21 protein-coding genes are annotated in these 21,910 nt (G+C 61.2%); 11 read left to right on the forward strand and 10 right to left on the reverse strand.

The annotated features are described in order from the left end of the window. The first annotated feature begins 3 nt into the window (after positions 1-3). A complete protein-coding gene (gene hpnE, locus F7P80_RS06390) occupies positions 4-1,347 on the forward strand; it encodes a hydroxysqualene dehydroxylase HpnE (RefSeq protein WP_211372000.1) in 1,344 nt (447 codons plus the stop codon). A 78-nt stretch (positions 1,348-1,425) separates the two neighbouring features. On the opposite strand, the gene F7P80_RS06395 is transcribed toward hpnE, so the two are convergent. Both F7P80_RS06395 and F7P80_RS06400 read right to left on the reverse strand, forming a co-directional pair. Next, positions 1,426-1,638 carry a DUF2788 domain-containing protein gene (locus F7P80_RS06395; RefSeq protein WP_054067000.1) on the reverse strand — a complete coding sequence of 71 codons (213 nt, stop codon included), beginning with the start codon at positions 1,636-1,638 and terminating at the stop codon, positions 1,426-1,428. A 43-nt stretch (positions 1,639-1,681) separates the two neighbouring features. After that, complete coding sequence (locus F7P80_RS06400) at positions 1,682-2,377, reverse strand: HAD family hydrolase (protein WP_151043464.1); 696 nt, start codon at positions 2,375-2,377, stop codon at positions 1,682-1,684. An 81-nt stretch (positions 2,378-2,458) separates the two neighbouring features. Between F7P80_RS06400 and hemH the strand changes: the two genes are divergently transcribed. After that, complete coding sequence (gene hemH, locus F7P80_RS06405) at positions 2,459-3,502, forward strand: ferrochelatase (protein ID WP_151043466.1); 1,044 nt, start codon at positions 2,459-2,461, stop codon at positions 3,500-3,502. 57 nt (positions 3,503-3,559) lie between these two features. Here the strand turns inward: hemH and F7P80_RS06410 are convergent, their stop codons facing one another. Beyond that, complete coding sequence (locus F7P80_RS06410; RefSeq protein ID WP_151043468.1) at positions 3,560-3,895, reverse strand: H-NS histone family protein; 336 nt, start codon at positions 3,893-3,895, stop codon at positions 3,560-3,562. 426 nt (positions 3,896-4,321) lie between these two features. Here F7P80_RS06410 and F7P80_RS06415 point away from each other — a divergent pair, with 426 nt between their 5' ends. Further along, positions 4,322-5,560, forward strand: a complete 1,239-nt coding sequence (locus F7P80_RS06415; protein WP_058880242.1) for an MFS transporter — start codon at positions 4,322-4,324, stop codon at positions 5,558-5,560. Positions 5,561-5,639: 79 nt separating this feature from the next. Here the strand turns inward: F7P80_RS06415 and F7P80_RS06420 are convergent, their stop codons facing one another. Genes F7P80_RS06420 through F7P80_RS06430 form a run of 3 tightly spaced genes read right to left on the reverse strand, consistent with a single transcriptional unit; the run spans position 5,640 to position 8,900 of the window. Further along, on the reverse strand, positions 5,640-6,623 hold the full coding sequence (locus F7P80_RS06420) for a Bug family tripartite tricarboxylate transporter substrate binding protein (protein WP_077344644.1): 984 nt from the start codon (positions 6,621-6,623) through the stop codon (positions 5,640-5,642). A gap of 58 nt (positions 6,624-6,681) precedes the next feature. Beyond that, on the reverse strand, positions 6,682-7,686 hold the full coding sequence (locus tag F7P80_RS06425; RefSeq protein ID WP_249041400.1) for a hydroxymethylglutaryl-CoA lyase: 1,005 nt from the start codon (positions 7,684-7,686) through the stop codon (positions 6,682-6,684). Beyond that, entirely contained in the window at positions 7,683-8,900 is a 1,218-nt protein-coding gene (locus F7P80_RS06430; RefSeq protein ID WP_054066995.1) for a CaiB/BaiF CoA transferase family protein, read from the reverse strand. The genes F7P80_RS06425 and F7P80_RS06430 overlap by 4 nt, the downstream gene beginning before the upstream one ends. A gap of 198 nt (positions 8,901-9,098) precedes the next feature. On the opposite strand from F7P80_RS06430, the gene F7P80_RS06435 reads away from it, so the two are divergent. From F7P80_RS06435 to F7P80_RS17270, 5 genes are all read left to right on the forward strand, one after another. Beyond that, entirely contained in the window at positions 9,099-10,001 is a 903-nt protein-coding gene (locus F7P80_RS06435) for a LysR family transcriptional regulator (RefSeq protein WP_151043470.1), read from the forward strand. A gap of 112 nt (positions 10,002-10,113) precedes the next feature. After that, complete coding sequence (locus F7P80_RS06440) at positions 10,114-11,061, forward strand: sulfurtransferase (protein ID WP_054067033.1); 948 nt, start codon at positions 10,114-10,116, stop codon at positions 11,059-11,061. Between the two features lie 124 nt (positions 11,062-11,185). Next, complete coding sequence (locus F7P80_RS06445) at positions 11,186-12,283, forward strand: YeeE/YedE family protein (RefSeq protein ID WP_054066993.1); 1,098 nt, start codon at positions 11,186-11,188, stop codon at positions 12,281-12,283. Positions 12,284-12,301: 18 nt separating this feature from the next. Beyond that, the gene (locus tag F7P80_RS16740; protein ID WP_165442791.1) at positions 12,302-12,469 is read left to right on the forward strand and encodes a hypothetical protein; all 168 of its coding nucleotides are present in this window, start codon (positions 12,302-12,304) and stop codon (positions 12,467-12,469) included. A 345-nt stretch (positions 12,470-12,814) separates the two neighbouring features. Next, entirely contained in the window at positions 12,815-14,467 is a 1,653-nt protein-coding gene (locus F7P80_RS17270; protein WP_151043472.1) for a methyl-accepting chemotaxis protein, read from the forward strand. A 95-nt stretch (positions 14,468-14,562) separates the two neighbouring features. On the opposite strand, the gene F7P80_RS06455 is transcribed toward F7P80_RS17270, so the two are convergent. Together F7P80_RS06455 and F7P80_RS06460 are read right to left on the reverse strand one after the other, a co-directional pair. Further along, positions 14,563-16,089, reverse strand: coding sequence for a tripartite tricarboxylate transporter permease (locus F7P80_RS06455; protein ID WP_151043474.1), 1,527 nt, complete (start codon positions 16,087-16,089; stop codon positions 14,563-14,565). Next, positions 16,080-16,589 carry a tripartite tricarboxylate transporter TctB family protein gene (locus tag F7P80_RS06460; RefSeq protein WP_162777443.1) on the reverse strand — a complete coding sequence of 170 codons (510 nt, stop codon included), beginning with the start codon at positions 16,587-16,589 and terminating at the stop codon, positions 16,080-16,082. Before F7P80_RS06460 ends, F7P80_RS06455 begins: the two co-directional genes overlap by 10 nt. Before the next feature lie 237 nt (positions 16,590-16,826). Here F7P80_RS06460 and F7P80_RS06465 point away from each other — a divergent pair, with 237 nt between their 5' ends. Both F7P80_RS06465 and F7P80_RS06470 read left to right on the forward strand, forming a co-directional pair. Continuing rightward, complete coding sequence (locus F7P80_RS06465; RefSeq protein ID WP_058880271.1) at positions 16,827-17,261, forward strand: RNA-binding S4 domain-containing protein; 435 nt, start codon at positions 16,827-16,829, stop codon at positions 17,259-17,261. Between the two features lie 157 nt (positions 17,262-17,418). Further along, on the forward strand, positions 17,419-18,183 hold the full coding sequence (locus F7P80_RS06470) for a DNA/RNA non-specific endonuclease (RefSeq protein ID WP_151043681.1): 765 nt from the start codon (positions 17,419-17,421) through the stop codon (positions 18,181-18,183). A gap of 34 nt (positions 18,184-18,217) precedes the next feature. Here the strand turns inward: F7P80_RS06470 and murI are convergent, their stop codons facing one another. Both murI and F7P80_RS06480 read right to left on the reverse strand, forming a co-directional pair. Continuing rightward, positions 18,218-19,102, reverse strand: coding sequence for a glutamate racemase (gene murI, locus F7P80_RS06475; protein ID WP_151043476.1), 885 nt, complete (start codon positions 19,100-19,102; stop codon positions 18,218-18,220). A gap of 156 nt (positions 19,103-19,258) precedes the next feature. Next, positions 19,259-19,942: a c-type cytochrome gene (locus tag F7P80_RS06480; protein WP_151043478.1), complete on the reverse strand. Its 684-nt coding sequence runs from the start codon at positions 19,940-19,942 to the stop codon at positions 19,259-19,261. Between the two features lie 303 nt (positions 19,943-20,245). Between F7P80_RS06480 and F7P80_RS06485 the strand changes: the two genes are divergently transcribed. Beyond that, positions 20,246-21,862, forward strand: a complete 1,617-nt coding sequence (locus tag F7P80_RS06485; RefSeq protein WP_211372001.1) for a methyl-accepting chemotaxis protein — start codon at positions 20,246-20,248, stop codon at positions 21,860-21,862. Positions 21,863-21,910: the final 48 nt, after the last annotated feature.

Below are 21,910 nucleotides of genomic sequence, written 5' to 3' on the forward strand. Positions count from 1 at the left end.
GCCATGTCACAGCAACCGCCAGCGCTGCGCATTGCCATCATCGGTGGTGGCTGGGCAGGCATGACTTGCTCCGTACAGCTGCAGCAGCTGGGGCACCGCATCACACTGTGGGAAGTCAGCCGTTCCTGGGGCGGCCGCGCACGCGCACTCCCCCTGCAAGGGCCTGCGGGCCAGCACTGGACGGTAGACAACGGCCAGCACATCCTGATCGGCGCCTACCAGGCCTGTCTGCAGATGCTGCAAACCGTGGGAGTGGACGCCCGCCAGACCCTGCTGCGCCTGCCACTGGATCTGCGCTATGCCGATGGCTCTGGCCTGCAGCTACCCGATCTGCCTCCACCCTGGGATGCCTTGCTGGGCATTCTCCGCACCAAGGGCTGGAGCTGGCATGACAAACTGGCACTGCTGCGCACAGCCCACCGCTGGCAGCGCCAGCAATTTGCCTGCGCAGAGAAAGCCACCGTGGCAGACCTGTGCCAGCACCTGCCCGCGCGGCTGCTGCATGACTTCATAGACCCGCTGTGCATTTCGGCACTCAACCTGCCTGCCGACCAGGCCAGTGGCCGTATTTTTCTGCGCGTGCTGCAGGACGGCCTGTTTGCCGGCAAAGGTGGCTCCAACCTGCTGATTCCGCGCACCGACCTGAGCCAGCTCTTTCCCGCCAGCGCAGCGCAATGGCTGCATGCACGCGGCGCGGCATTGCACCTGGGCACACGCGTGAGTCAGCTGCACTGGGATGCTGCGCAAACTGCCTGGCAAGTGCAGGGCCAGCTGTTTGATGCCGTGGTGCTGGCAACGCCCAGCGTCGAAGCTGCCAGACTGCTGCTGCACGCCTCACTGCCAGTGCACGCCCATGCACAGGTGCAGGAATGGGCCGCCACGGCACAGGCCCTGCCCCACACGGCACTGGCCACGGTCTATGCCTGGACTGCACAGCCACCACAGCGGGGCCAGATCCTGCCTGCCCCCATGGTGGCCTTGCGCAGCCACCCAGGTTCAGCACCCGCACAGTTTGCGTTTGACAAGTTGCAGCTCGGCGGCCCTGCTGGACTGATTGCGCTGGTCGTCAGCGCCTGCCAGTTGCCGCGGGATGCGCTGCAGACGCAAGTCATCGCCCAGGCACGCGAGCAGCTTGGCCTGCCCGATCTGCAGCCGCTGCAGACCGTGATCGAAAAGCGCGCCACCTTTGCCTGCACGCCGCATGTGCAGCGCCCGGCCGCCTGGATTGCGCCAGGCCTGTGGGCCTGTGGCGACCATGTGCAAGGCCCCTACCCCGCGACACTGGAAGGTGCGGTGCGCAGCGGCATGCAGGTGGCGCAGGCTATTCATCAAAAAAAGAGCGCCTAGCGCCCAACGTACAAGGGTTTCAGATAGTTTTCTATCTGAAACCCTTATAAATCCAGCGCAAGACGCTTCAGTTTTTGATTATTTTTCCAGGTACCACTGGAGGACGGCCTTGGCAATAAAGCCGATAAAGCCCACAGCCAGTCCCAGAAACAGCACAAAGGTACCGAACTTGCCCGCCTTGGATTCCCAGGCCAGATGACCAATGATGAACAGCATGAAGAGGATGAACGCCCCGATGCCGTAGGTCATGAAAAAATCAGTAATCTGTTCTTCTGTAAAGCCAAAAATCACGGTCTACATTCCTTGAAGTCAACGCAGCACGCCACCGTGCCAGCTAGCGCAGCAGATCACACAGCTGCACAAGACTGCTGACCATCATAGGCGAAGCCTGGTCTGGCACTGGCCAGTCCCTGTGCTCACGATTGACCCAGATCACCTGCATGCCTGCATTGCGGCCGGCCACCACATCCAGCTGTGCATCATCGCCAATATGCAGGATGGCCGAACTGGGCACGCCCAGGCTTTGCGTCGCGCAGTGAAAAATCCGTATATCCGGCTTGGCAAAGCCCGTGCGGCTGACGTTGAAGCTGTCGCGGAAAAACTGCCCGATGCCAATGCGCTGCACATCGGCATTGCCATTGGTCACCGCCACAATGGGCCAGCGCTGCGCCAGGAACTCCAGTGCCGGCAAACTGTCGTCAAACAGCTGCACTTGTTGGCGCTGCGCGAAAAAAATATCAAACGCGGGGATAGCCAGACGCTCATCATCGCCCGCCCGGCGCATGGCCTCGGCAATCGATTCGCGGCGCAGCGCGCTCAGGTCATGACGCAGATCGGGGCGCTCACGCTCGATCTGCAGTCGAATGCTGCGCAAAGCCTCGGACGTCGGGAAAAGCGACGCAGTCTTCGCCGCATGCTCTTTTAACCATAGCAAAAGTACTTCTTCAGCACGGTGAATAGCAGGCCAGATGGGCCACAGGGTGTCGTCCAGATCGAGCGTAATGGCACGAATTTGAGATGGGTCAAGCATGGCTGGCAAGAATACTGGAACCCATGAGGGCTGCCCATGCATGCTTCGGCAGCAGGGCCTGCTTTTGTCACAATGGCAGACATGCTGTCTCGCTTTGCCCCAGAACCCAAGCGCCCCGCCGGGCAACCTGAACGCACAGGCGTATTGCTGTGCAACCTTGGCACGCCTGATGCCCCTACCCCTTCTGCCGTGCGCCGCTATCTGGCGCAATTTCTGGCCGATGACCGCGTGGTCGAGATCCCCAAGCTCGCGTGGTGGCCTATTTTGCACGGCATCATTTTGCGCACCCGCCCCAAGGCATCGGCCGCCAAATATGCCACGGTCTGGGACCAAGGTGGCGCCACTGGCTCACCCCTGCTGTACTTCACCGAACGCCAGGCCAGCCTGCTGCGCAGCAGCCTGCAAGCATCAGGCTCTGATGTACTGGTGGCCTACGCCATGCGCTACGGCAATCCGTCCATTCCTGCGCAGCTCGATGCACTCAAGGCACAGGGGGCCACGCGCATTCTGATCGTGCCGCTGTACCCGCAGTATTCCGGCACCACCACAGCCAGTGTCTGCGATGCCGTCTATGACTGGGCCAGAACCCAGCGCCATATTCCAGAGCTGCGCTTTGTGCAGCGCTACCACGACCACCCCGGCTACATCGAGGCCCTGGCCCAGACCGTGGAACAGCACTGGCAGCAGCACGGCCGCGCCCAAAAGCTGTTCCTGAGTTTTCACGGCGTACCCGAGCGCACCTACGAACTGGGTGACCCCTACCGCGACGAGTGCTACGCCACAGGCCGCCTGCTGGCGCAGCGCCTGGGTCTGCGCGAGGAGCAATACGTGCTGACCTTCCAGTCACGCTTTGGCAAGGCCAAGTGGCTGGAGCCCTATACCGAGCCTACGCTTGTCGAGCTGGCTCAACAGGGGCTGGAGAGCGTGGACATCATGTGCCCCGGCTTTACCAGCGACTGCATTGAAACGCTGGAAGAAATCAACCAGGAAGCACGCGAAGCCTTTGAGCACGCAGGCGGCAAGGACTACCGCTTTATTCCCTGCCTGAACGACCACCCCACCTGGATTGGCGCACTGCACGAGATTGCGCAGCAGCACCTGCAGGGCTGGCCGCTCAAGGCCTGAAGCACAGGCATAGACACCACACCATGAAAAAGGGCCGCATCTTGCGGCCCTTGGTGCTTACTGGATGGGAAATGGATTGTTCTCATCCAGCGGCTGACTGGGAGTGCTGCGCGGCGCCTGAATTTCATACTGGCTGCGGTCCACACCTTCGAGCCACTTGGGCGCCTTGCCACGGCCCGACCAGGACTTGCCCGTCTGCGGATCGTAGTACTTGGCCTGCACCTTTTTCTTGGCAGCAGGCTGGAAAGGAAAGACTTGCTGCGCCGTAAAGCCAAAGGTTGCAATCAGCTCCCGAATGGTGGCCAGTGCCTCCACACTCTCTTTTTTACGTGTTTCTTCAATCGACTTTTCAAGCTCGCGCTTGCGAGCCAGGAGTTCTTGGTAGTTGGACATGAAATATGACAGAGGAAACTGCAGCCACAGCTGCTGCTTATTGGTATTTTGAGATGCGAAATTGTGCAAGATATTCAAGCATTGCTCACATTTGGCCAATACAAAGCCCTCATGCCAAATGGCGGCGGCTGCACACACTCACCTCAATGACAGATTGCTCGCCATCCTGCAGGCAGCATGTGCTGAAACCATCTAAAACACTAAGCTGTTGCGCCATCTTTTTTGTAGCATTTCGTCGTTTTTTCTACAATCAGTTTCCACATCTTCGGCCTGCGTTTCTTGCAGGCCTTTTGCTGCGCGTCATCAGGTACGCCACGCATCTCACTGACCACTGGTCTGCATAGCCCCACGGCCCCTGTGCCTTGGGGGGTTGTCCCGTTGGAAGAGCGATTTCACGCTCCGTATTTGCTCAGGACAACTTCTGCCATGAATTCACCCACTTCTGTTTCTGCTGCACAGCCTACGGCTGTGAACAGCTATAGCTGGAAAGCCCTGACTGGCTCAGCCGTCGGCTATGCCATGGACGGCTTTGACCTGCTGATTCTGGGCTTCATGCTCAGCGCCATCTCTGCCGATCTCCACCTCACGCCCGGCCAGGCTGGCTCGCTCGTCACCTGGACACTGATCGGTGCCGTCTTCGGTGGCATTGTCTTTGGCGCACTGTCGGACCGCTACGGCCGCATCCGCGTGCTGACCTGGACCATCATGCTGTTTGCCATCTTCACGGGTCTGTGCGCCTTTGCGACCGGCTACTGGGATCTGCTGATCTACCGCACCATCGCCGGTATTGGCCTGGGCGGTGAATTCGGCATTGGCATGGCGCTGGCGGCTGAAGCCTGGCCTGCCAAGCACCGCGCCCGCGTCTCGTCCTATGTGGCGCTGGGCTGGCAGGTCGGCGTGCTGGCAGCCGCTTTGCTGACGCCCCTGCTGCTGCCTGTCATTGGCTGGCGTGGCATGTTCCTGGTGGGTGTGATTCCAGCCCTGGTGGCATGGATCATCCGCAACAAGATCCACGAACCTGAAGTGTTTGTGCGCAAGCCCAAGGAGCGTAAAGCCTCGCGCTTTGAAGCCTTCAAGCTGCTGGTCAAAGACAAGGCCACGACCAAGGTAAGCATTGGCGTGATCGTGCTGACATCGGTTCAGAACTTTGGCTACTACGGCATCATGATCTGGATGCCCAGCTTCCTGTCCAAGCAGCTGGGCTTCAGTCTGACCAAGTCGTCCATGTGGACCGCCGTGACCATCGTCGGCATGATGGCTGGCATCTGGATCTTCGGCCAGCTGGCGGACCGCATTGGCCGCAAGCCCAGCTTCCTGATCTTCCAGCTGGGTGCTGTGATCATGGTGCTGACGTACTCCCAGCTGTCTGACCCGACGGCCATGCTGTGGGCAGGTGCGGTTCTGGGCATGTTCGTCAACGGCATGATGGGCGGCTACGGCGCGGTGATGAGCGAGGCCTACCCCACGGAAGCACGCGCCACTGCACAGAACTTGCTGTTCAACATTGGTCGCGGCGTGGGTGGCCTGGGCCCGGTCGTCGTAGGTGCCGTGGCCATGGCCTATGGTTTCCAGATGGCGATTGCACTGCTGGCAGCCATCTATGTGCTGGACATGATTGCCACGGCCCTGTGCATTCCCGAACTCAAGGGCAAGGAACTGCAGTAAGCCTGCAGGCGCTTGTCACCAACAAAAAATGGGCAGCCACCGCGGCTGCCCATTTTTTTGAAGAGTGATTGCTGTCGAATCAGTCGCCCTTGATATTGGCTTCCTTGACGATCTGGGCCCACATGTCCCAGTCACGCTGCACCATGTCACCCAGTGCCTTGCTGTCCATGAAGTCAGCAGCCGCGCCCTGATCACGCGCCTTTTGCTGGAAAGCGGGTTCTGCCAGCGCATTGCGCACATCAGACTCCAGCTTGCTCACGATGGCAGCAGGTGTGCCCGCGGGTGCAAACATCGCAAACCACGAAGTGGCATTCACACCGGGAAAGCCAGTTTCCGCCGTGGTGGGCACATCCGGCAGGCTGGGCAGACGTTCCTTGCCTGTGACAGCCAGCACCTTGAGTTTGCCTGCCTGAATGTGGGGCATGAATGGAGGCGCGGTACCAAAGGTCAGATCCACCTGACCGCCCAGCAAATCCTGCAGCGCAGGGCCTGTGCCCTTGTAGGGCACGTGCATCATCTGCACACCAGCGGCCCGCTCCAGCTGCACACCGGTCACGTGCTGCAGCGAACCATTGCCGGACGAGGCGTAGTTCAGCTTCATGGGGTTGGCCTTGGCATAGGCCACCAGTTCCTGCATGGTGTTCACTGGCAAATCACCACGCACCACTACGATCTGCGGAGCCGAAAGCACATTGGCCACGGGCACAAAGTCCTTGAGCTCCCAGCTGGATTTGCCCAGATGGGGCGAAATCACATGAAAGCCAGAGTACTGCATCAGCAGCGTGTAGCCATCCGCTTCTGCACGCTTGACCTGGGCCGCCGCAATATTGCCGTTACCGCCACCCTTGTTTTCCACCACCAGCGTCTGCCCCAGCACGGGGCCAAGCGCCTGTGCAGTCATGCGCGCAGCCAGGTCTGTAGTGCCGCCCGCAGAAGCAGGCACCACCATGGTGATAGGCTTGTTCGGATAGCCATCCTGCGCGCTGGCCACCGTGCCCATACCCAGCGCCAGTCCTGCAGCCAGCGCGATGCGCCCGAATTGCTTGCGTGTCATTGTGTTCATGCGAATCTCCTTGGATTGTGTTGTTGTTTGCCTCTATGGGCTCTCTTAAACCCTGGTCTTAACAAGCTGGCGCTGCTTGTGCGGCCTGCCACCGCTCCTGCGCTCGCGCGCGGATGTCATCAAAGGACGCAGGTCTGGCATGCAGCTGGCAGGACGGCCCAGCCTTGACAATGGGGCTGGCCATCTCATGACCCAGCAGTGCTGGCAAGCCCGCAGCAATCTGCGTCAATGCAGACAGATTCACCCCGGTGTCATAGCCCATGGCCGCCAGTGCATGCACGATGGTTTCCGTACAGGCATTGCCGCTGGCTCCGGGTGCATAAGGGCAGCCCCCCAGACCACCCACCGAGGCATCAAAACGGTCAGCCCCGGCTGCAATGGCAGCCAGCACATTGGCCAGCGCCATGCCGCGTGTGTCGTGGAAGTGCAGCGTCAGCCCCAGCTGCGGCCAGCGCGCCTTGAAGGCCTGCACCATGGCATGCACTTGCGCAGGGTTGGCCATGCCCGTGGTATCGCACAGGGTGATGCCCTGCACGCCCAGCGCGGCAAAGCGTGCCACCCAGCCCAGCACCTCATCCTGCGGCACCTCGCCTTCCATAGGACAGCCAAAGCTGCACGACAGTGATACGTTCACCGCCACCTGGCCCTGCTGGGCCGTAGTGATGATGTCGCGCAGGCCTGCAAACGAGTGCTCACGCAGCATGCGCAGATTGCACAGGTTGTGCGTCTCGCTCACGGACATGACCAGATTCAGCTCATCCGCACCACTGGCAATGGCGCGCTCTGCGCCTTTGACGTTGGGCACCAGGCAGGTCATGACCACGCCTGCTGTGCGGGCAATCCCCTGCATGACTTCCTGCGCATCCGCCAGTGCAGGAATAGCCGTGGGCGACACAAAGGCCGTCACTTCCACCTTGGCCATACCGGTCGCAGACAGTGCGTTGATGAAAGCAATCTTCTGCGCGGTCGGCACAAAGACCTTTTCCATCTGCAACCCGTCACGCGGGCCGACTTCCTGGATATAGATACGGCGACCTGCGCCGTGCCAGACATTGCTGCTCACTGAATCACCCCCTGTGCACGCAACTGCGCAATCTGCTCGGTGCTCAGGCCCATGCCTGCCAGCACGGCGTCGGTATCGTCACCCAGCCCTGGGGCGCTGGAGCGGATGCTGCCCGGTGTCTCAGACAGCTTGGGCACGATGCCAGGCACATCCACCGTATAGCCATCGCGTGTTTCCTGCTGCAGGATCATGTCGCGCGCACGGTAGTGCGGGTCTTCGTAGATGTCCTTGGCGGTATAGACACGGCCAGCGGGCACGCGTGCGGCTGAGAGCTGGTCCAGCACCTCCTGAATGCTGCGCGTGCGTGTCCAGGCCGCGATGGCCTCATCAATTTCCTGCACGCGCGCCACACGGCCAGCGTTGTTGGCCAGATCAGGGGCATTGCCCAGGTCTTCACGGCCAATGGTCTGCATCAGGCGCTTGAAGATGCTGTCGCCATTGCCAGCCACCAGCACCCAGCCGTCCTGGCAGGGGTAGGCATTCGAAGGCGCAATACCCGGCAATGCACTGCCTGCAGCTTCACGTACTGCGCCAAAGGCGCTGTACTCGGGAATCAGGCTTTCCATGATGTTGAACACGGCTTCATGCAGCGCCACATCAATCACCTGGCCTTTGCCACCATGGACCTTGCGGTGGTACAGCGCCAGCAGCACGCCAATCGTGCCGTGCAGGGCAGCCAGCGTATCGCCAATGGACACCCCCACGCGCACAGGCACACGGCCCGGCTCGCCGGTCAGGTGGCGCAGGCCGCCCATGGCCTCGCCCACCACACCAAAGCCTGGCAGATCACGGTAGGGGCCCGTCTGGCCATAGCCAGAAATGCGCAGAATCACCAGCCCGGGGTTGAGGGCTTGCAGCTCCTCGGGCGACATGCCCCAGCCTTCCAGCGTGCCGGGGCGGAAATTCTCGATCAGCACATCGGCCTCTTTGAGCAGGGCCTTGGCCACATCCTGCCCCTGAGGCTGGCGCAGGTCCAGCGCCACGGATTTCTTATTGCGCGACTGCACCTGCCACCACACGGAGGTACCGTCCTTGATCATGCGCCAGTTGCGCAGCGGGTCGCCTGTTTCCGGCGTTTCAATCTTGATGACCTCAGCGCCAAACTCGCCCAGGGTCTTGCCTGCAAAGGGGCCGGCAATCAGCTGCCCCATCTCTACGACCCGTACACCGGCCAGTGCGCCGGGCTGCAGACTTTGCGAAATCTTCTCTTGCATTGCTTTCTCTTTTCCATGCCAGGCCCTGACTGCCCGGCGTGAAGGGGATGATGCAAAAGCGCAGCGCAACTGCATAACGCTCAATTGCGATACAGCCATCGCATTTCGGCAAAGCAATTGCAAAAATTAGTAATTACCCTTGGTAAAGATTGAGCCAAAACCACCTGCATTGCCATTACAGCAAAGCAAAATCCTGGCATGCGACTCGACCCTGTCTCACTGCGGCTGTTTGTGGCCGTGATGGAAGAACAAGCCATTGCCCGTGCGGCCGCACGCGAACACATTGCCACCTCCGCCGCCAGCCGCCGCCTGTCGGAGCTGGAAGCCCAGCTGCAGGTGCGCCTGTTCGAGCGCAGCAATCGCGGCATCACACCCACGGCTGCGGCCTATACCCTGCTGGATCTGGCGCGCAGTGTGCTGGGCGAGATCGACGGTATTGCACGCCAGATGCGCGAATACGGCAGCGGCATGCGCGGCCATGTGCGCATGGTGGCCAACATCTCGGCCATCACGCAGTTTCTGCCAGAGCAGCTGCAAAGCTTTCTGAGCCAGCACCCGGATGTGCAGGTGCATCTGCAGGAAAAAGTCAGCTCGGAGATCGCGCTGGCCGTCGCCCAGAACGCCGCAGACTTTGGCATCCTCAACCCCGGCAGCTATGGCTGCGAACTGCACTTTGCCCCCTACCGGCAGGACGAGCTGATCCTGATTGCCCCCAAAGGCCACCCGCTGACCGCGCACCGCAGCGTCAGCATGCGCCAGGCGCTGGCCTATGACTTTGTGGGCGCACACACGGGCAGCGCCATCAATGCACAGCTCACACGCAGCGCTGCGCAGCTGGACATGCCGCTGAAACTGCGCATCCAGGTGACCAGCTATGACGCCCTGTGCCTCATGGTGGCGGCGGGGCTTGGCGTGGGCGTGCTACCCCGCCAGAGTGCAGCGCTGTACCGGCAGACGCTGGCCATTGAAGCCATCACTCTCGATGAGCCATGGGCACACCGCCAGCTGGTGCTATGCATGCGCTCCTATGAAGGCCTGCCGCCCGTCGCACGGGCGCTGGTGGACCATCTGATGCAGATGCAGGCACCCACCCCTTCATAACCCCAAGACATATCGCAAGAATTTTTTCTTTTTTGCAGCCATATTTGCAGCGTCGGACAATATGGCATTGGCCACGCTGTGGCTTGCAACTGCGTTTGAACGGCTGCCTTTCATGAAACACCGACCTCTTATTGCCATCGCTCTGACATGGGGCATCAGTGGCTGGGCATTTGCCGCCCCGCCGCTGCTGTCGCCCACCGAGCTTTCTGCCCTGCTGGACCAGCCACAGGTGCGCGTCATTGACATTCGCCCGCCGAAGGACTTTGCGGCCAACCATATTCCGGGAGCCGTGAATGCCCCGTATGGCAAATGGCGCGGCCCTGCCACCAATCCCGGTGAGCTGCCTGACCATGACAAGCTGGTCGCGCTGGTGCAGTCCCTGGGCCTGACGCCTGAGACCCATGCCGTCGTCGTTTCGCATGGCAAGGACACCACCGACTTTGGTGCCATGGCGCGCGTGTACTGGACGCTCAAGTCGCTGGGACTGAAGGAGCTGTCCATCCTCAACGGCGGCCTCAAGGAGTGGGAAGCTGCCAAGCTGCCTTACTCCAACGTCGCCATCCAGGTCGCGCCCAGCACCTATGCGCCCACGTTTGATGCCAGCTGGCTGTCGACCCGTGAAGAAATTTCCCAGAGCCTCAAGCTGAGCAACGCCGTGCTGGTGGACTCGCGCCCTGATGCTTTCTACCAGGGCAAGACACAGGCGCCTGCCGCCAAGCTCGCAGGCACCCTGCCCGGCGCGGTGCAGCTGGATTTCAACCAGTGGTTCGAGCCCAAGACCAGCCGCTTTGTTGATGCAGACAAGGCCCAGGAAATTGCCGCCAGGATTCACGTGCCTGAAGGCCAGAACGCCGTGGCCTTCTGCAACACCGGCCACTGGGCCGCAACCGACTGGTTTGGCTTGAGCGAAGTGGCAGGCATTCCCAATGTGAAGCTGTACGCGGGCTCCATGGTGGACTGGACGCAGCAGCCGGACTTTCCTGCCATGCAGAACATGCCCGGCCGCGGCGAGCAGCTGATGCGCGCTACCAAACAATGGTGGGAACGCAAGTTCAACTAACAACAAAAAAGAGAGCTGTCAGCGCTTGTATTTATTGGGTTTCACATAGAAATCTATTGGAAACATAGATATTTCAAGCGCTAGCCGCTCCTGATTTAGCATCAATAAGAGAGGTTGCCTTCCTATGAAGCGATTACCTTTGGCCATTCTGATGGCCTTGTTCTTTGGCTGGCTGCTGTGGTCAGTCTCCGTGCGCCAGGCCGCGCTGTTTGCCGTTGGCATCGGTCTGGGTGGCGTGCTGGCCAGCCGCCGCTTTGGCTTTACCACGGGCTGGCGCATGCTGGTGGAAGACAAAGACCCCTCCGGCGTCTTTGGCCAGCTGCTGTTGCTGGCGCTGGCGGCTTGCATGGCCATGCCGCTGCTGGGCTACTTTCCTGAACTGACCGCCGCCCTTGGCCCACCCAGCGTGAGCCTGATTGTGGGCGCCTTTATCTTCGGCCTGTGCATGCAGATTGCCGACGGCTGCGGCAGCGGCACGCTGTACAAGGCCGGTCTGGGCATTCCCATGAACGCCGCCGTGCTGCCCGTGTTTGCCATTGGCAGCTTTCTGGGCAGCGTGCATCTGGGCTGGTGGCTCGATCTCGGCCGCACTCAGCCCGTAGGCCTGGTGTCTGAATGGGGCTGGGATGTGGCCCTTGCCGCCACGCTGGCCGGTCTGGCGCTGGTGGCCGCAGGCATCAGCTTTTACTGCAAGCGCTACCACCTCAAGGCAGGCCGCCAGCCCAAGCCCATGTTCGTGCGCAAGTGGATCGTGGGCGCTGTGCTGCTGGCCATCTTTGCCACGCTGAACCTGGTGATTGCCGGCCAGCCCTGGGGCGTGGTCTATGGCTTTGGTCTGTGGGCCGCAAAAATTGCCAACACCACTGGCCTGATGGATCTGTCCACCAACTGGTTCTGGAGCCAGCCCGGCAATGCCGCACGCCTGCATGAGACCGTGCTGCTGGATGTGACCAGCATCACCAATATCGGCATTCTGGCGGGTGCCCTGTGGGTCAGTGCTTCCTCACCAGACTGCGGCAAGGCCCTGACCGGCAAGCAGTGGATCGTCGTGCTGATCGCCGGTCTGGTGCTGGGCTACAGCTCGCGCCTGGCCTTTGGCTGCAATGTGGGCGCCATGTTCTCGGGCATTTCCACGGGTTCCATCCACGGCTGGATCTGGGTGCCACTGGCCTTCGCAGGCACCATCTTTGGTCTGCGCATTCGCCGCCACTTTGGTCTGTAAAGGAAAGGACGCACAGCCATGAAACAAACTGTCGTACTGCGCACCGCGTTCTGGGCCCTCTTGCTGGCCTTTCTGGTCTGGGACTTTCACACCTCCAAGCCCGTCGATCTGCGCTTTGAAGCGCCGTTGATCGCCGCAGGCTCGGGCGTGGCAGTCCAGGGCGGCCATTGCTCCATGCCGGACTGAGCCCCTCCTCGCACTACACAGCCCCTGGTCACCCCAGGGGCTTTTTTGTGTCCAGCGTGCAGGGCATGGGCCCACCTCAAAACGCAATTGGGAAATGTTCACTTCGCAGTACGCGATGCGTATCGGCGCTTTTACCCACCAATTGCCTCCGTGTGCCACCACTTGTTGGCAAATTACGCGCACAGGCATTCATCAGCATGCAAGAGGCCCTGCCATGCAGCCTCGTCCAAAAAGTAACAATCTGCCACAATTTGTGTCGATTTCATTTGGTGATTCAGCTTCGACCATCCGACTGTGCTAGGAGCACAGCCCGTCGTTCTGGAGCAAGCAGGAAAAAAGGAAGAGATGCAAACGATAAAAAACCTCAGTATCCGGGCCAAGCTATGGCTGCTGGTCGCGTCACTGCTGGTGCTGACGCTGGCCACCTCCATCACGCTGATGCTGGAACTCAACAGCGCCAACCAGCGCATGGCCAGCATCTATAACAACCGTGTGATGCCCATGCAGCAGCTCAAGCTGATTGCCGATGCCTACGGCATCAAGCTGGTGGAAACCACGAACAAGGTCTACAACCAGCAAATCCTGGCTGAATCCGGCAAGGACACGCTGACACAGGTGCGCAATGACGCGCAGGCTGCATGGAACGCCTATATGCAGACCCAACTCACTGCTGAGGAAAAAGCGCTGGCTGACCGTGTCAACACCTTGCTGGAAGCCATTTCTCCGCGCATTGATGATGTGCTGCGCTTCTTTGAGCGCGATGACCACGAAGGTCTGGGTTCCTTCATCGAATACCGGCTTTTCCCCAGCGTGAGCCCGCTCGCTGCAAGCCTGCAGCAGCTGTCTGCCATGCAGGAGCAGCTGGCGCTGCAGGCCTATGAAGAAGCACAGGCCGCCAGCACCCGTACCATGATGCTGGCAGCAGTGACCGTTGCTATCTTGCTGGTACTGACCCTCATCAGCGCCAGCCTCATCATCCGCACCATCACCCGCAACCTGGACAGCGCCGTGCAGGTGGCCGAGACCGTGGCACAGGGCGATCTGCGCTCGCACATTGAAGTCACCTCCAAGGACGAGCTGGGCCGCCTGATGCTGGCGCTCAAGGGCATGAACAACAACCTGCTGAGCATTGTCGGCCGCATCCGCGAAAGCAGCGAGTCCATTGCCACCGGGGCCACCCAGATCTCGACCGGTAACAACGACCTGTCGCAGCGCACCGAAGAGCAGGCCAGCAACCTGCAGCAGACTGCGGCCAGCATGGAAGAGCTGGCTTCTACCGTGCGTCACAACACCGACAACGCCCAGCAGGCCACCACCCTGGCCCGCAATGCTGCACACACTGCCAGCCAGGGCGGCGAGGCCATGGAGCAGGTCACACAGACCATGGAAACCATTTCTGCCAGCTCGCGCAAGATTGCCGACATCATCGGCGTGATTGATGGCATTGCCTTCCAGACCAACATCCTGGCGCTCAATGCTGCGGTGGAAGCCGCACGTGCGGGTGAGCAGGGCCGCGGCTTTGCCGTGGTCGCTGGCGAAGTGCGTGCTCTGGCAGGTCGCAGTGCCGAGGCAGCCAAGGAAATCAAGCTGCTGATCCAGCAAAGCGTCAGCCAGGTCAACGAAGGCACGACCCTGGTCGAAGCCACGGGCAAGACCATTGGCGACGTGGTGCAGCAGGTCCAGAGCGTGGCCGCCCTGATTCAGGAAATCAGCAACGCCAGCCAGGAGCAAAGCCAGGGTACCGGCCAGGTCAGCGATGCGATTGCCCAGCTCGACCAGGTCACCCAGCAAAACGCCGCACTGGTGGAAGAAAGCGCTGCCGCCGCCAACAGCCTGAGCTATCAGGCTGCCGAGCTGAACCGCCTGGTAGCCACTTTCAAGACCGGCAGTGAAAGCCAGCTGCAGGCTCCCCGACTGGCTCCCGCAGCTGCTGCACAGGCTGCACCTCGCAGCCATGCACTGGCATCCAGCCAGCAGGAGCCCATGCTGATCGAATAAGCGCTGCCCCGCACACCAGCGGCTCACCCTAAGCAAAAGGCCCTGGCGCAATGCCAGGGCCTTTTGTTTTTCTTGGGATCTGGACGCAAGCTGCGCTACACATTCCGCTTCTGACCGCGCGCCTGCGCCATGCGGCGTCTGGCCCAGCCTTTGAGCAGTGCTGGTGCTGCGATCAGAACCACCACCACGATCAGCAACACCAGGGCCAGGGGACGCTGCACAAAGATGGCCCAGCTGCCATGGCCCACAGCCAGCGCCTGGCGCAGCTGCACCTCGGCCAGTGGCCCCAGTGCCACACCAATCACCAGCGGGGTGACAGGAAAGTCAAAGCGTCGCATGGCCACGCCCAGCAGCCCCAGGCCATACAGCAGGCACAGATCGCCCACACTCTGGCGCATGCCATAGACCCCGGCTGTCGCCAGCACCAGCATGGCCGCATGCAGGTGTGGGCGGGGAATGCGCAGCAGCGGCGTCCACATGCGCACCAGCGGCATGTTCAGCACCCACAGCATGAGGTTGCTGATAAACAGCGAGCCCATCAGCACCCACACCAGCCAGTAGCCATTGCTGAACCACTGCGGCCCAGGCTGCATGCCGTAGTTCTGAAAGGCGCCCAGCATCACTGCCGTGGCATTGCTGGTGGGAATGCCCATGACCAGCAGCGGAATCAAGGCCGCCGTCACCGTGGCATTGTTCGCAGCTTCCGGCCCGGCCACGCCTTCAATCGCACCCTCACGCCCAAACTCCCTGCGGCGCGGCTCGGAGGCCATATAGCGCTCCGAGGCATAGCTCACATACGTGGGCATATCCACGCCGCCCAGCGGTACACAGCCAAACGGCAGGCCAATGGCCGTACCGCGCAGCCAGGGCCGCCAGGAGCGCTTCCAGTCCTCGCGCGACATGCGTACACGCCCTACGGTGTTGAGCGTGTAGCGCACACGCCCTTCAAACATGGCTGCATGCAGCACCTCGGCCACGACCAGCAGGCCAACAGCTACCAGCACCATGTCAATGCCGTCGTACAGCAGCGGCAGCCCGCCTGTGAGCCGCTCCGTGCCGCCCACGGTTTCATGGCCGATGCAGGCCAGCGCAATGCCTGCGCACAGCGCCGTCACTCCACGCAGCGTGCTCTTGCCGATGGCGGCGCTCACCGCACCCAGTGCCATCACCATGAGCATGAAGATCTCTGCAGGCCCCAGCTTGCTCGCAATACCTGCCACCCAGGGCGCGGCCCAGACCACAAACAAGGCCGCCAGTGTGCCCGCAACCAGCGAACCCACCGCCGCCGTAGCCAGCGCCACCCCGGCACGGCCATTGAGCGCCATGCGCTTGCCCTCCATGGCTGTGACCATGCTGGCTGTCTCGCCCGGAGCGTTAAAAAGAATGGAGGTGGTCGAGCCGCCATACATGCCGCCACAGGCCACAGCAATAAAGAAGATGAAAGCCTGGGTCACATCCACATGAAACGTCATGGGCAGCAGCAGCGCCATGGCTGCCGACGCACCAAAGCCCGGCAGCACGCCCATCACCGTGCCCAGCACACAGCCTGCCAGTGCCCATGCCAGGTTCTGCACGGTACAGGCCAGCACCAGCCCCTGCCACAATGCCTGCATCACATCCATGGCAGCCACCCCGCTGGCAGGCTCACGCCCAGCACCCGTACAAACAGCACATACACCAGCGCCGCCAGCACCAGCCCCACCAGTACATCGGTCAGCACGCGCCTGCCGCGCAGGGGCAGATCAGGCTGTGCTGCGCGGCGCAGCCCCTGCAGAGCCAGCACGTAGCAAAGCGCTGCCGCCAGCACAAAACCGCTGTGGCGTATCAGCAGTGCACCCAGCAACATGCCTGCGCTCACCCACACCCAGGGTGTGATCTGCAGCTGCCCCTGCCCGGCAGACGCCGCCATGTTGCGCCAGCCCCCATGCCTTGCGTCCCACACCAGCCAGCCGCCACACAACAGCAATGCTGCAGCGCACAGCGTGGGCAGCAAAGCTGCACCACCATCGTTTTGCGCCGTCTGCGCAGGAATCCGCCATGCTCCCCATGCCAGCGCCAGTGCGGCCAGCACAATAGCGCCCCCCGCGCCCATCTGCCAGGCATGGCATGTCTGTCTTTCCATGGCTGTCTCGTTGTCTTGCTTGATGTTCTGTTCCGTCATCGCATGCTTTCCTGTGATTGCGTCACTGCGGCAGACAGGACACAGGCTGCCACCTGTGACCGTTGGTCATTCTGCGCAGGATCAAGGGCAGGCTGCCGCATCTTCCCGTTCATCGGTAGGGCTGCAGACAGGAAAAACCCGCAGCAGCATGCATATTCCTTCGCAGCAGAAGTTGCTACATCCGGGAAAATCACGGCCATGAGTGAAATTTCTTCCATGCGCCTGGACAAGTGGCTGTGGGCTGCACGCTTTTACAAGACGCGCAGTCTTGCGGTTGAACAAATCAGCAAGAACCGCGTGACCGTGAACGCCATGGCAGCCAAGGCTTCGCGTGAAATCCGTGTAGGCGACACCATTGCCCTGCGTCAGGGTGATGTACCCAAGACCGTCAAGGTACTGGGCCTGAGCAATATGCGCGGCCCAGCCCCCGTGGCTCAGCAGCTGTACGCCGAAACGCCGGAGAGCATGGCCGAGCGTGCACGCCTGGCCGAGCAGCGCCGCCTGGCCCCTGAGCCAGCCGCCAGCATTGCCACCCAGCACACTGGCCGCCCTACCAAACGCGACCGGCGCAGCATCGAGCGCGTACGCCAGGACTGGGGCGATCGCTGGAGCGCCAGCTGGGACGGCAATTGAGCCGCTGTCCAGACAAGGCCCAAAAACCATTCATCGGAACCTTTTGTCAAAACCTGCTCCAATCCCTTGCTATTGATTTGTGAACAACAGCCGCATAGGCTGCAAGGGATTTGCCGTGATTTCTCAGAAGTTTTCAGCACGCAGTGCACGTGCTGCCTTGGGTGCCCTTTTGGGCATCACCCTGCTCAGCGCCTGTCTGGGCAACAGTTCGAGCTCTCAGGCCAGTACCCCCGCCACACCCGCAGCACGCGCTGCAACCAGTGACAGCTTCAAGAGCTGCCGCCAGTTCTTTGCCGCCGGCCAGCCGCCTATCATCCATACCCAGTCCAAACTGCGTGACCTGTGCTATGACGCCTTTGCCATCATGCACAACGGCAATACACGCACGCCCATGTATGTGGCGCAGCGCATGAACCGCGCACTGGTAGCCGATGCGGACGAAAAGCGCACCAACAAGTTCTTTGCAGACGCCCGTCTGCCTCGTGCCGAGCGTGCAGAACTGAGCGACTACAGGAACTCCGGTTACTCACGTGGCCACATGGCACCTGCTGCAGACATGCCCACCGCACAGGCCATGGCACAGAGCTTTTCGCTGGCCAATATGGTGCCCCAGTCCATGAAGCAGAACAGCGGCCCCTGGGCACGCATTGAAAAAGACACGCGCAGCTACGCCAGCCGCGCCAAGGGCGATGTCTACATCATCACCGGCCCCGTGTTTGACCCAAAGCCCAGCACTGTGGGCGACAACAAGGTGGCTGTGCCCAGCTATCTGTACAAGCTGGTCTATGACGCCAGCACCAACCGCGCCTGGGCACACTGGCAGCCCAACCGCGACGATGCACGTGTGAGCAAGCCCATCAGCTATGCCGAGCTGGTCAAGCGCACCGGCATTGAATTTCTGCCCGGCGTCCAGCCCCATTAAATTTCAAGCAAAAATATCCGCTAGCGCTTATCTATCAAGCGCTGGCAGCTATGGGTTTTGAATCTACCTGCACTTGCACGCAGCGGCTGGCAGGCACATCCAGCCAACGCGCAGCAGCGGCCTGCAGCGCACTGAGCTGCCCGGTGGTCATGAGCTGTATCTGCTGCGCCCCAGCCAGCGCCGCCGGATCACGGTCTGCAGGCTCTGCACGCAGCGTCTGCGCCTTGGTCAGCAGACGGCGCGTCTGGCGTGCAACGGCTGCGCCGGTATCAATCAGCTGCACATCCGGCCCCACCAGGGCACGCAGCTGTGGCTTGGCAAACACATAGTGGGTGCAGCCCAGCACCAGCGTGTCCATCTCTCCAGTTTTCAAGCCAAATTGGCCTAAAGCGCTGATGTATCGGGCGCAAAGCGCTTGTACTTCCATAGCGCCATCTTCGGCCTGCGTACTCAGCTCAATCGCTCGTGCCAGGCCATCGCAGGCCTGTGCATGAAACTGCGTGTGCTGCCCATGCTCGTGCAGCAGCTTGTGAAAGCGGCGGCTTTCCACCGTGCCGCGCGTGGCCATCACCCCCACATGGTGCGTCTGGCTGGAAAGGGATGCGGGCTTGATAGCGGGCTCCACCCCGATCATGGGCAGATCCGGCAGGGCCGCACGCAGCGACTCCACCGCCGCAGCCGTGGCCGTATTGCAGGCAATCACCAGCGCCTTGATGCCATGCCGGGCACGCAGATGGTGGGCAATCGCATGCGTGCGCGCCTGCACAAAGGCATCGCCACGCTCGCCATAGGGCGCATGGCCGCTGTCTGCCAGATAGACAAAGTGCTCCTGCGGTAATTCATGGCGCAGCGCCTGCAGCACGCTCAGGCCACCAATACCGCTGTCAAAAACACCAATGGGCGCAGCTGCCAAGGTCATGATGTGAAAAAAGTCCGGAAGTCCACACAACAAGCCGCCAAGTATGCGCCTGCGCAGCCCATGGGCGAAGGCTGCAGACAACAAACCCCTGCAGGCCTGGGCCTTGCAGGGGCTCGTGACATACGCAAGCTCGCAGTCAACGCCGCGAACACCACCCTAGGGCATGGTTTCAAGATAGGTGGCCACCGCTGCAATGTCCTGGTCCGTCATGGCCTTGGTCACGAATGCCATGTTCGGGTCAGAGCGCACGGTGCTGCCATCGCGGTAGCGCTTGAGCGTCATGTCCACATAACCGTAATGCTGGCCAGCAATGCGCGGCAGGCGCTCATTGCCATGACCGTCGGCAGCGTGGCAGTTGATGCAGATGCGCCCATAGTAAGCCTTGCCTCGGGCGTACAGTTCCTGGTCTGCAGGCTGACGCACAGGCAGTTTTTCCTTCTCGTAGAACAGCACCATGCCCACCATCTCATCGCGGTTCATGGCCTTGAGAATACCTTCCATGAAAGCGTTCTTGCGCTCACTCTGCGAGAACTGGCGAATCTGTTCCACCAGATACGCCGGGTTCTGCCCCTCCAGATAAGGCACTTCCAGAAACTCGCGGCTTTTCTGTGGTCCGTGGCAGTTGGCACACACTGCTGCGACTTTCTTGCCGAGGCTGTACAGCCGCTGACCCAGTTCCGGGTTGCCCTGGGCCTCCTGCAAACGCGCCTGCAGCGCTGCCTGGGTGATAGGTTGCTTGGAGTTGCTGCCAGCCATGGACCATGGTGCAACCAGCGACAACGCGGCAATCAATGCGGTTTTCAGGCACAGATGCCGCGGAACACAAAAGCGCAAATGCATGGGTCGTTCAAAGCAAGAGGTGTAGGACAAAACCTCACCATTATCAATACATCTTCTTGCGATTCCAGCCCCTGTCTGCAGCTTCAACAAAGCTTGATCCAACAACTTGTCAAAGCGCAAAAAACACGCTCAATCAGCCTCGGACTAACCCTCAATACGCGTATGCACCAATACGCTTTTACTTACGTTTGGTTTCAACTAGGGTTTCGCACGATCGTTCGTTTTTGAAAAGCGCCTGGCTGGTCCGCTCGACCAGCGCCGCATTGGAAGGTCATGGTGAACCGCCGCATGAAACACATCAGCGTGACAAAAAAACTCTGGCTCAGCGTAGTCTGCATCGTTCTGGGGGCCATCATCATCGTGGGCCATGCAGGCTATAACTCCGCCAGCCACCAGCAAAAGTTCAACCAGCAGGACAGCCTGCTGTCACAACGACTGGATCAGGCCGCACAGTGGAGCGCACTGGCCCAGGTCAACACCGTGCGCACACAGGCTGCACTGGCCAGCGGCAGCGCCGAGGATGCCCGTCGCTTTGAAGCGCAGATGGCACAGACCCAGTCCACGCTGCAGATGCTGATTCAGCAGCTCACCACCACCAGCCTCGACGCTGAGCAGCAGGCCACGGTGCAGCTGCTGGCCCAGCAGCGCCAGCAGCTGCAAAGCCTGGGTGCACAGGCGCTGCAACTGAAAGCGCAGGGGCACAGCCTGCAGCTGCAGGATCTGCGTCAGCGCTATGACCAGGCCGCACAGGCCTACATCCAGGCACTGCAGCAGTTTGTGAGTCAGCAGGCCGAGCAGCTGGCGCAGATGCGCTCTGACATGGGCGCCGCACGCCAGGGCGTAGTGCGTGCCGCTGCCATCAACATGGTGTTTCTGCTGCTGGGCATTGCCGTGGGTGCCTATCTGCTGATCAACAGCATCCGCCGCTCGCTGCAGCAGGCCAACCAGATGGCCGAACAGATTGCCAGTGGTAATCTGAACATCACGCACCAGAGCACACGGCGTGACGAATTCGGTCAGCTGCTGCAGTCGCTGCAGCACATGAGACAGTCTCTGTCGCGCATGATCGAAGACGTGCGCCACAGCGGTGAAGCCATTCACCTGGCCAGCGATGAAATCGCCTCGGGCAACCAGGACCTTTCACAGCGCACTGAAATCACCTCCAGCCACCTGCAGCAGGCCGCAGCTGCCATGGTGCAGCTGACCCAGACCCTGCAGGACACTGCCCACAGCGCCCAGCAGGCGGCAGAGATGGCACAGCAGGCCTGCGGCGTAGCCCAGCATGGCGGCACCGTCGTGCATGACGTGGTCCAGACCATGACCGACATCCACCAGCGCAGCCAGAAGATTGCCGACATCATCGGCGTGATCGACGGCATTGCCTTCCAAACCAACATCCTGGCGCTGAACGCTGCCGTAGAGGCTGCGCGTGCAGGCGATCAGGGCCGTGGCTTTGCCGTGGTCGCTGCCGAAGTGCGCTCCCTGGCTCAGCGCAGTGCACAGGCCACCAAGGAAATCAAGGCGCTGATTCAGGCCTCCGTAGACCGCATTGCCGATGGTGCACAGCTGGCGCAGGACGCAGGCAGCACCATGACCGAAGTGGTACAGGCCATCCAGCATGTCACCCAGGTCATGGAAAACATCAACCACCATGCGGCTGAACAGCGTGACGGCGTAGCGCATGTCAATGAAGCCGTGGGCTCACTCGACCAGATGACACAGCAAAACGCCGCCCTGGTCGAAGAAAGCGCCGCGGCAGCCCACAGCCTGCGCGCCCAGTCGGAGCATCTGCGTGCACTGGTGCAGCGTTTCAAGGTGCAGCATGAAGCAGCGCAACCTACAGAGTCACTGCAACGCATACCAGCATCATTGGGCAGCGCGGGTCAGCCCATCCAGCAAGCCGCTGCGCTCACGGTCTGAGCGCCTGTCTGGTGCTCTACGGCATAAAAATTGCACCACAGCGGGGAA

The organism is Comamonas kerstersii (genome assembly GCF_008801935.1).
GTDB classification, from domain to species: Bacteria; Pseudomonadota; Gammaproteobacteria; order Burkholderiales; family Burkholderiaceae_C; genus Comamonas; species Comamonas kerstersii.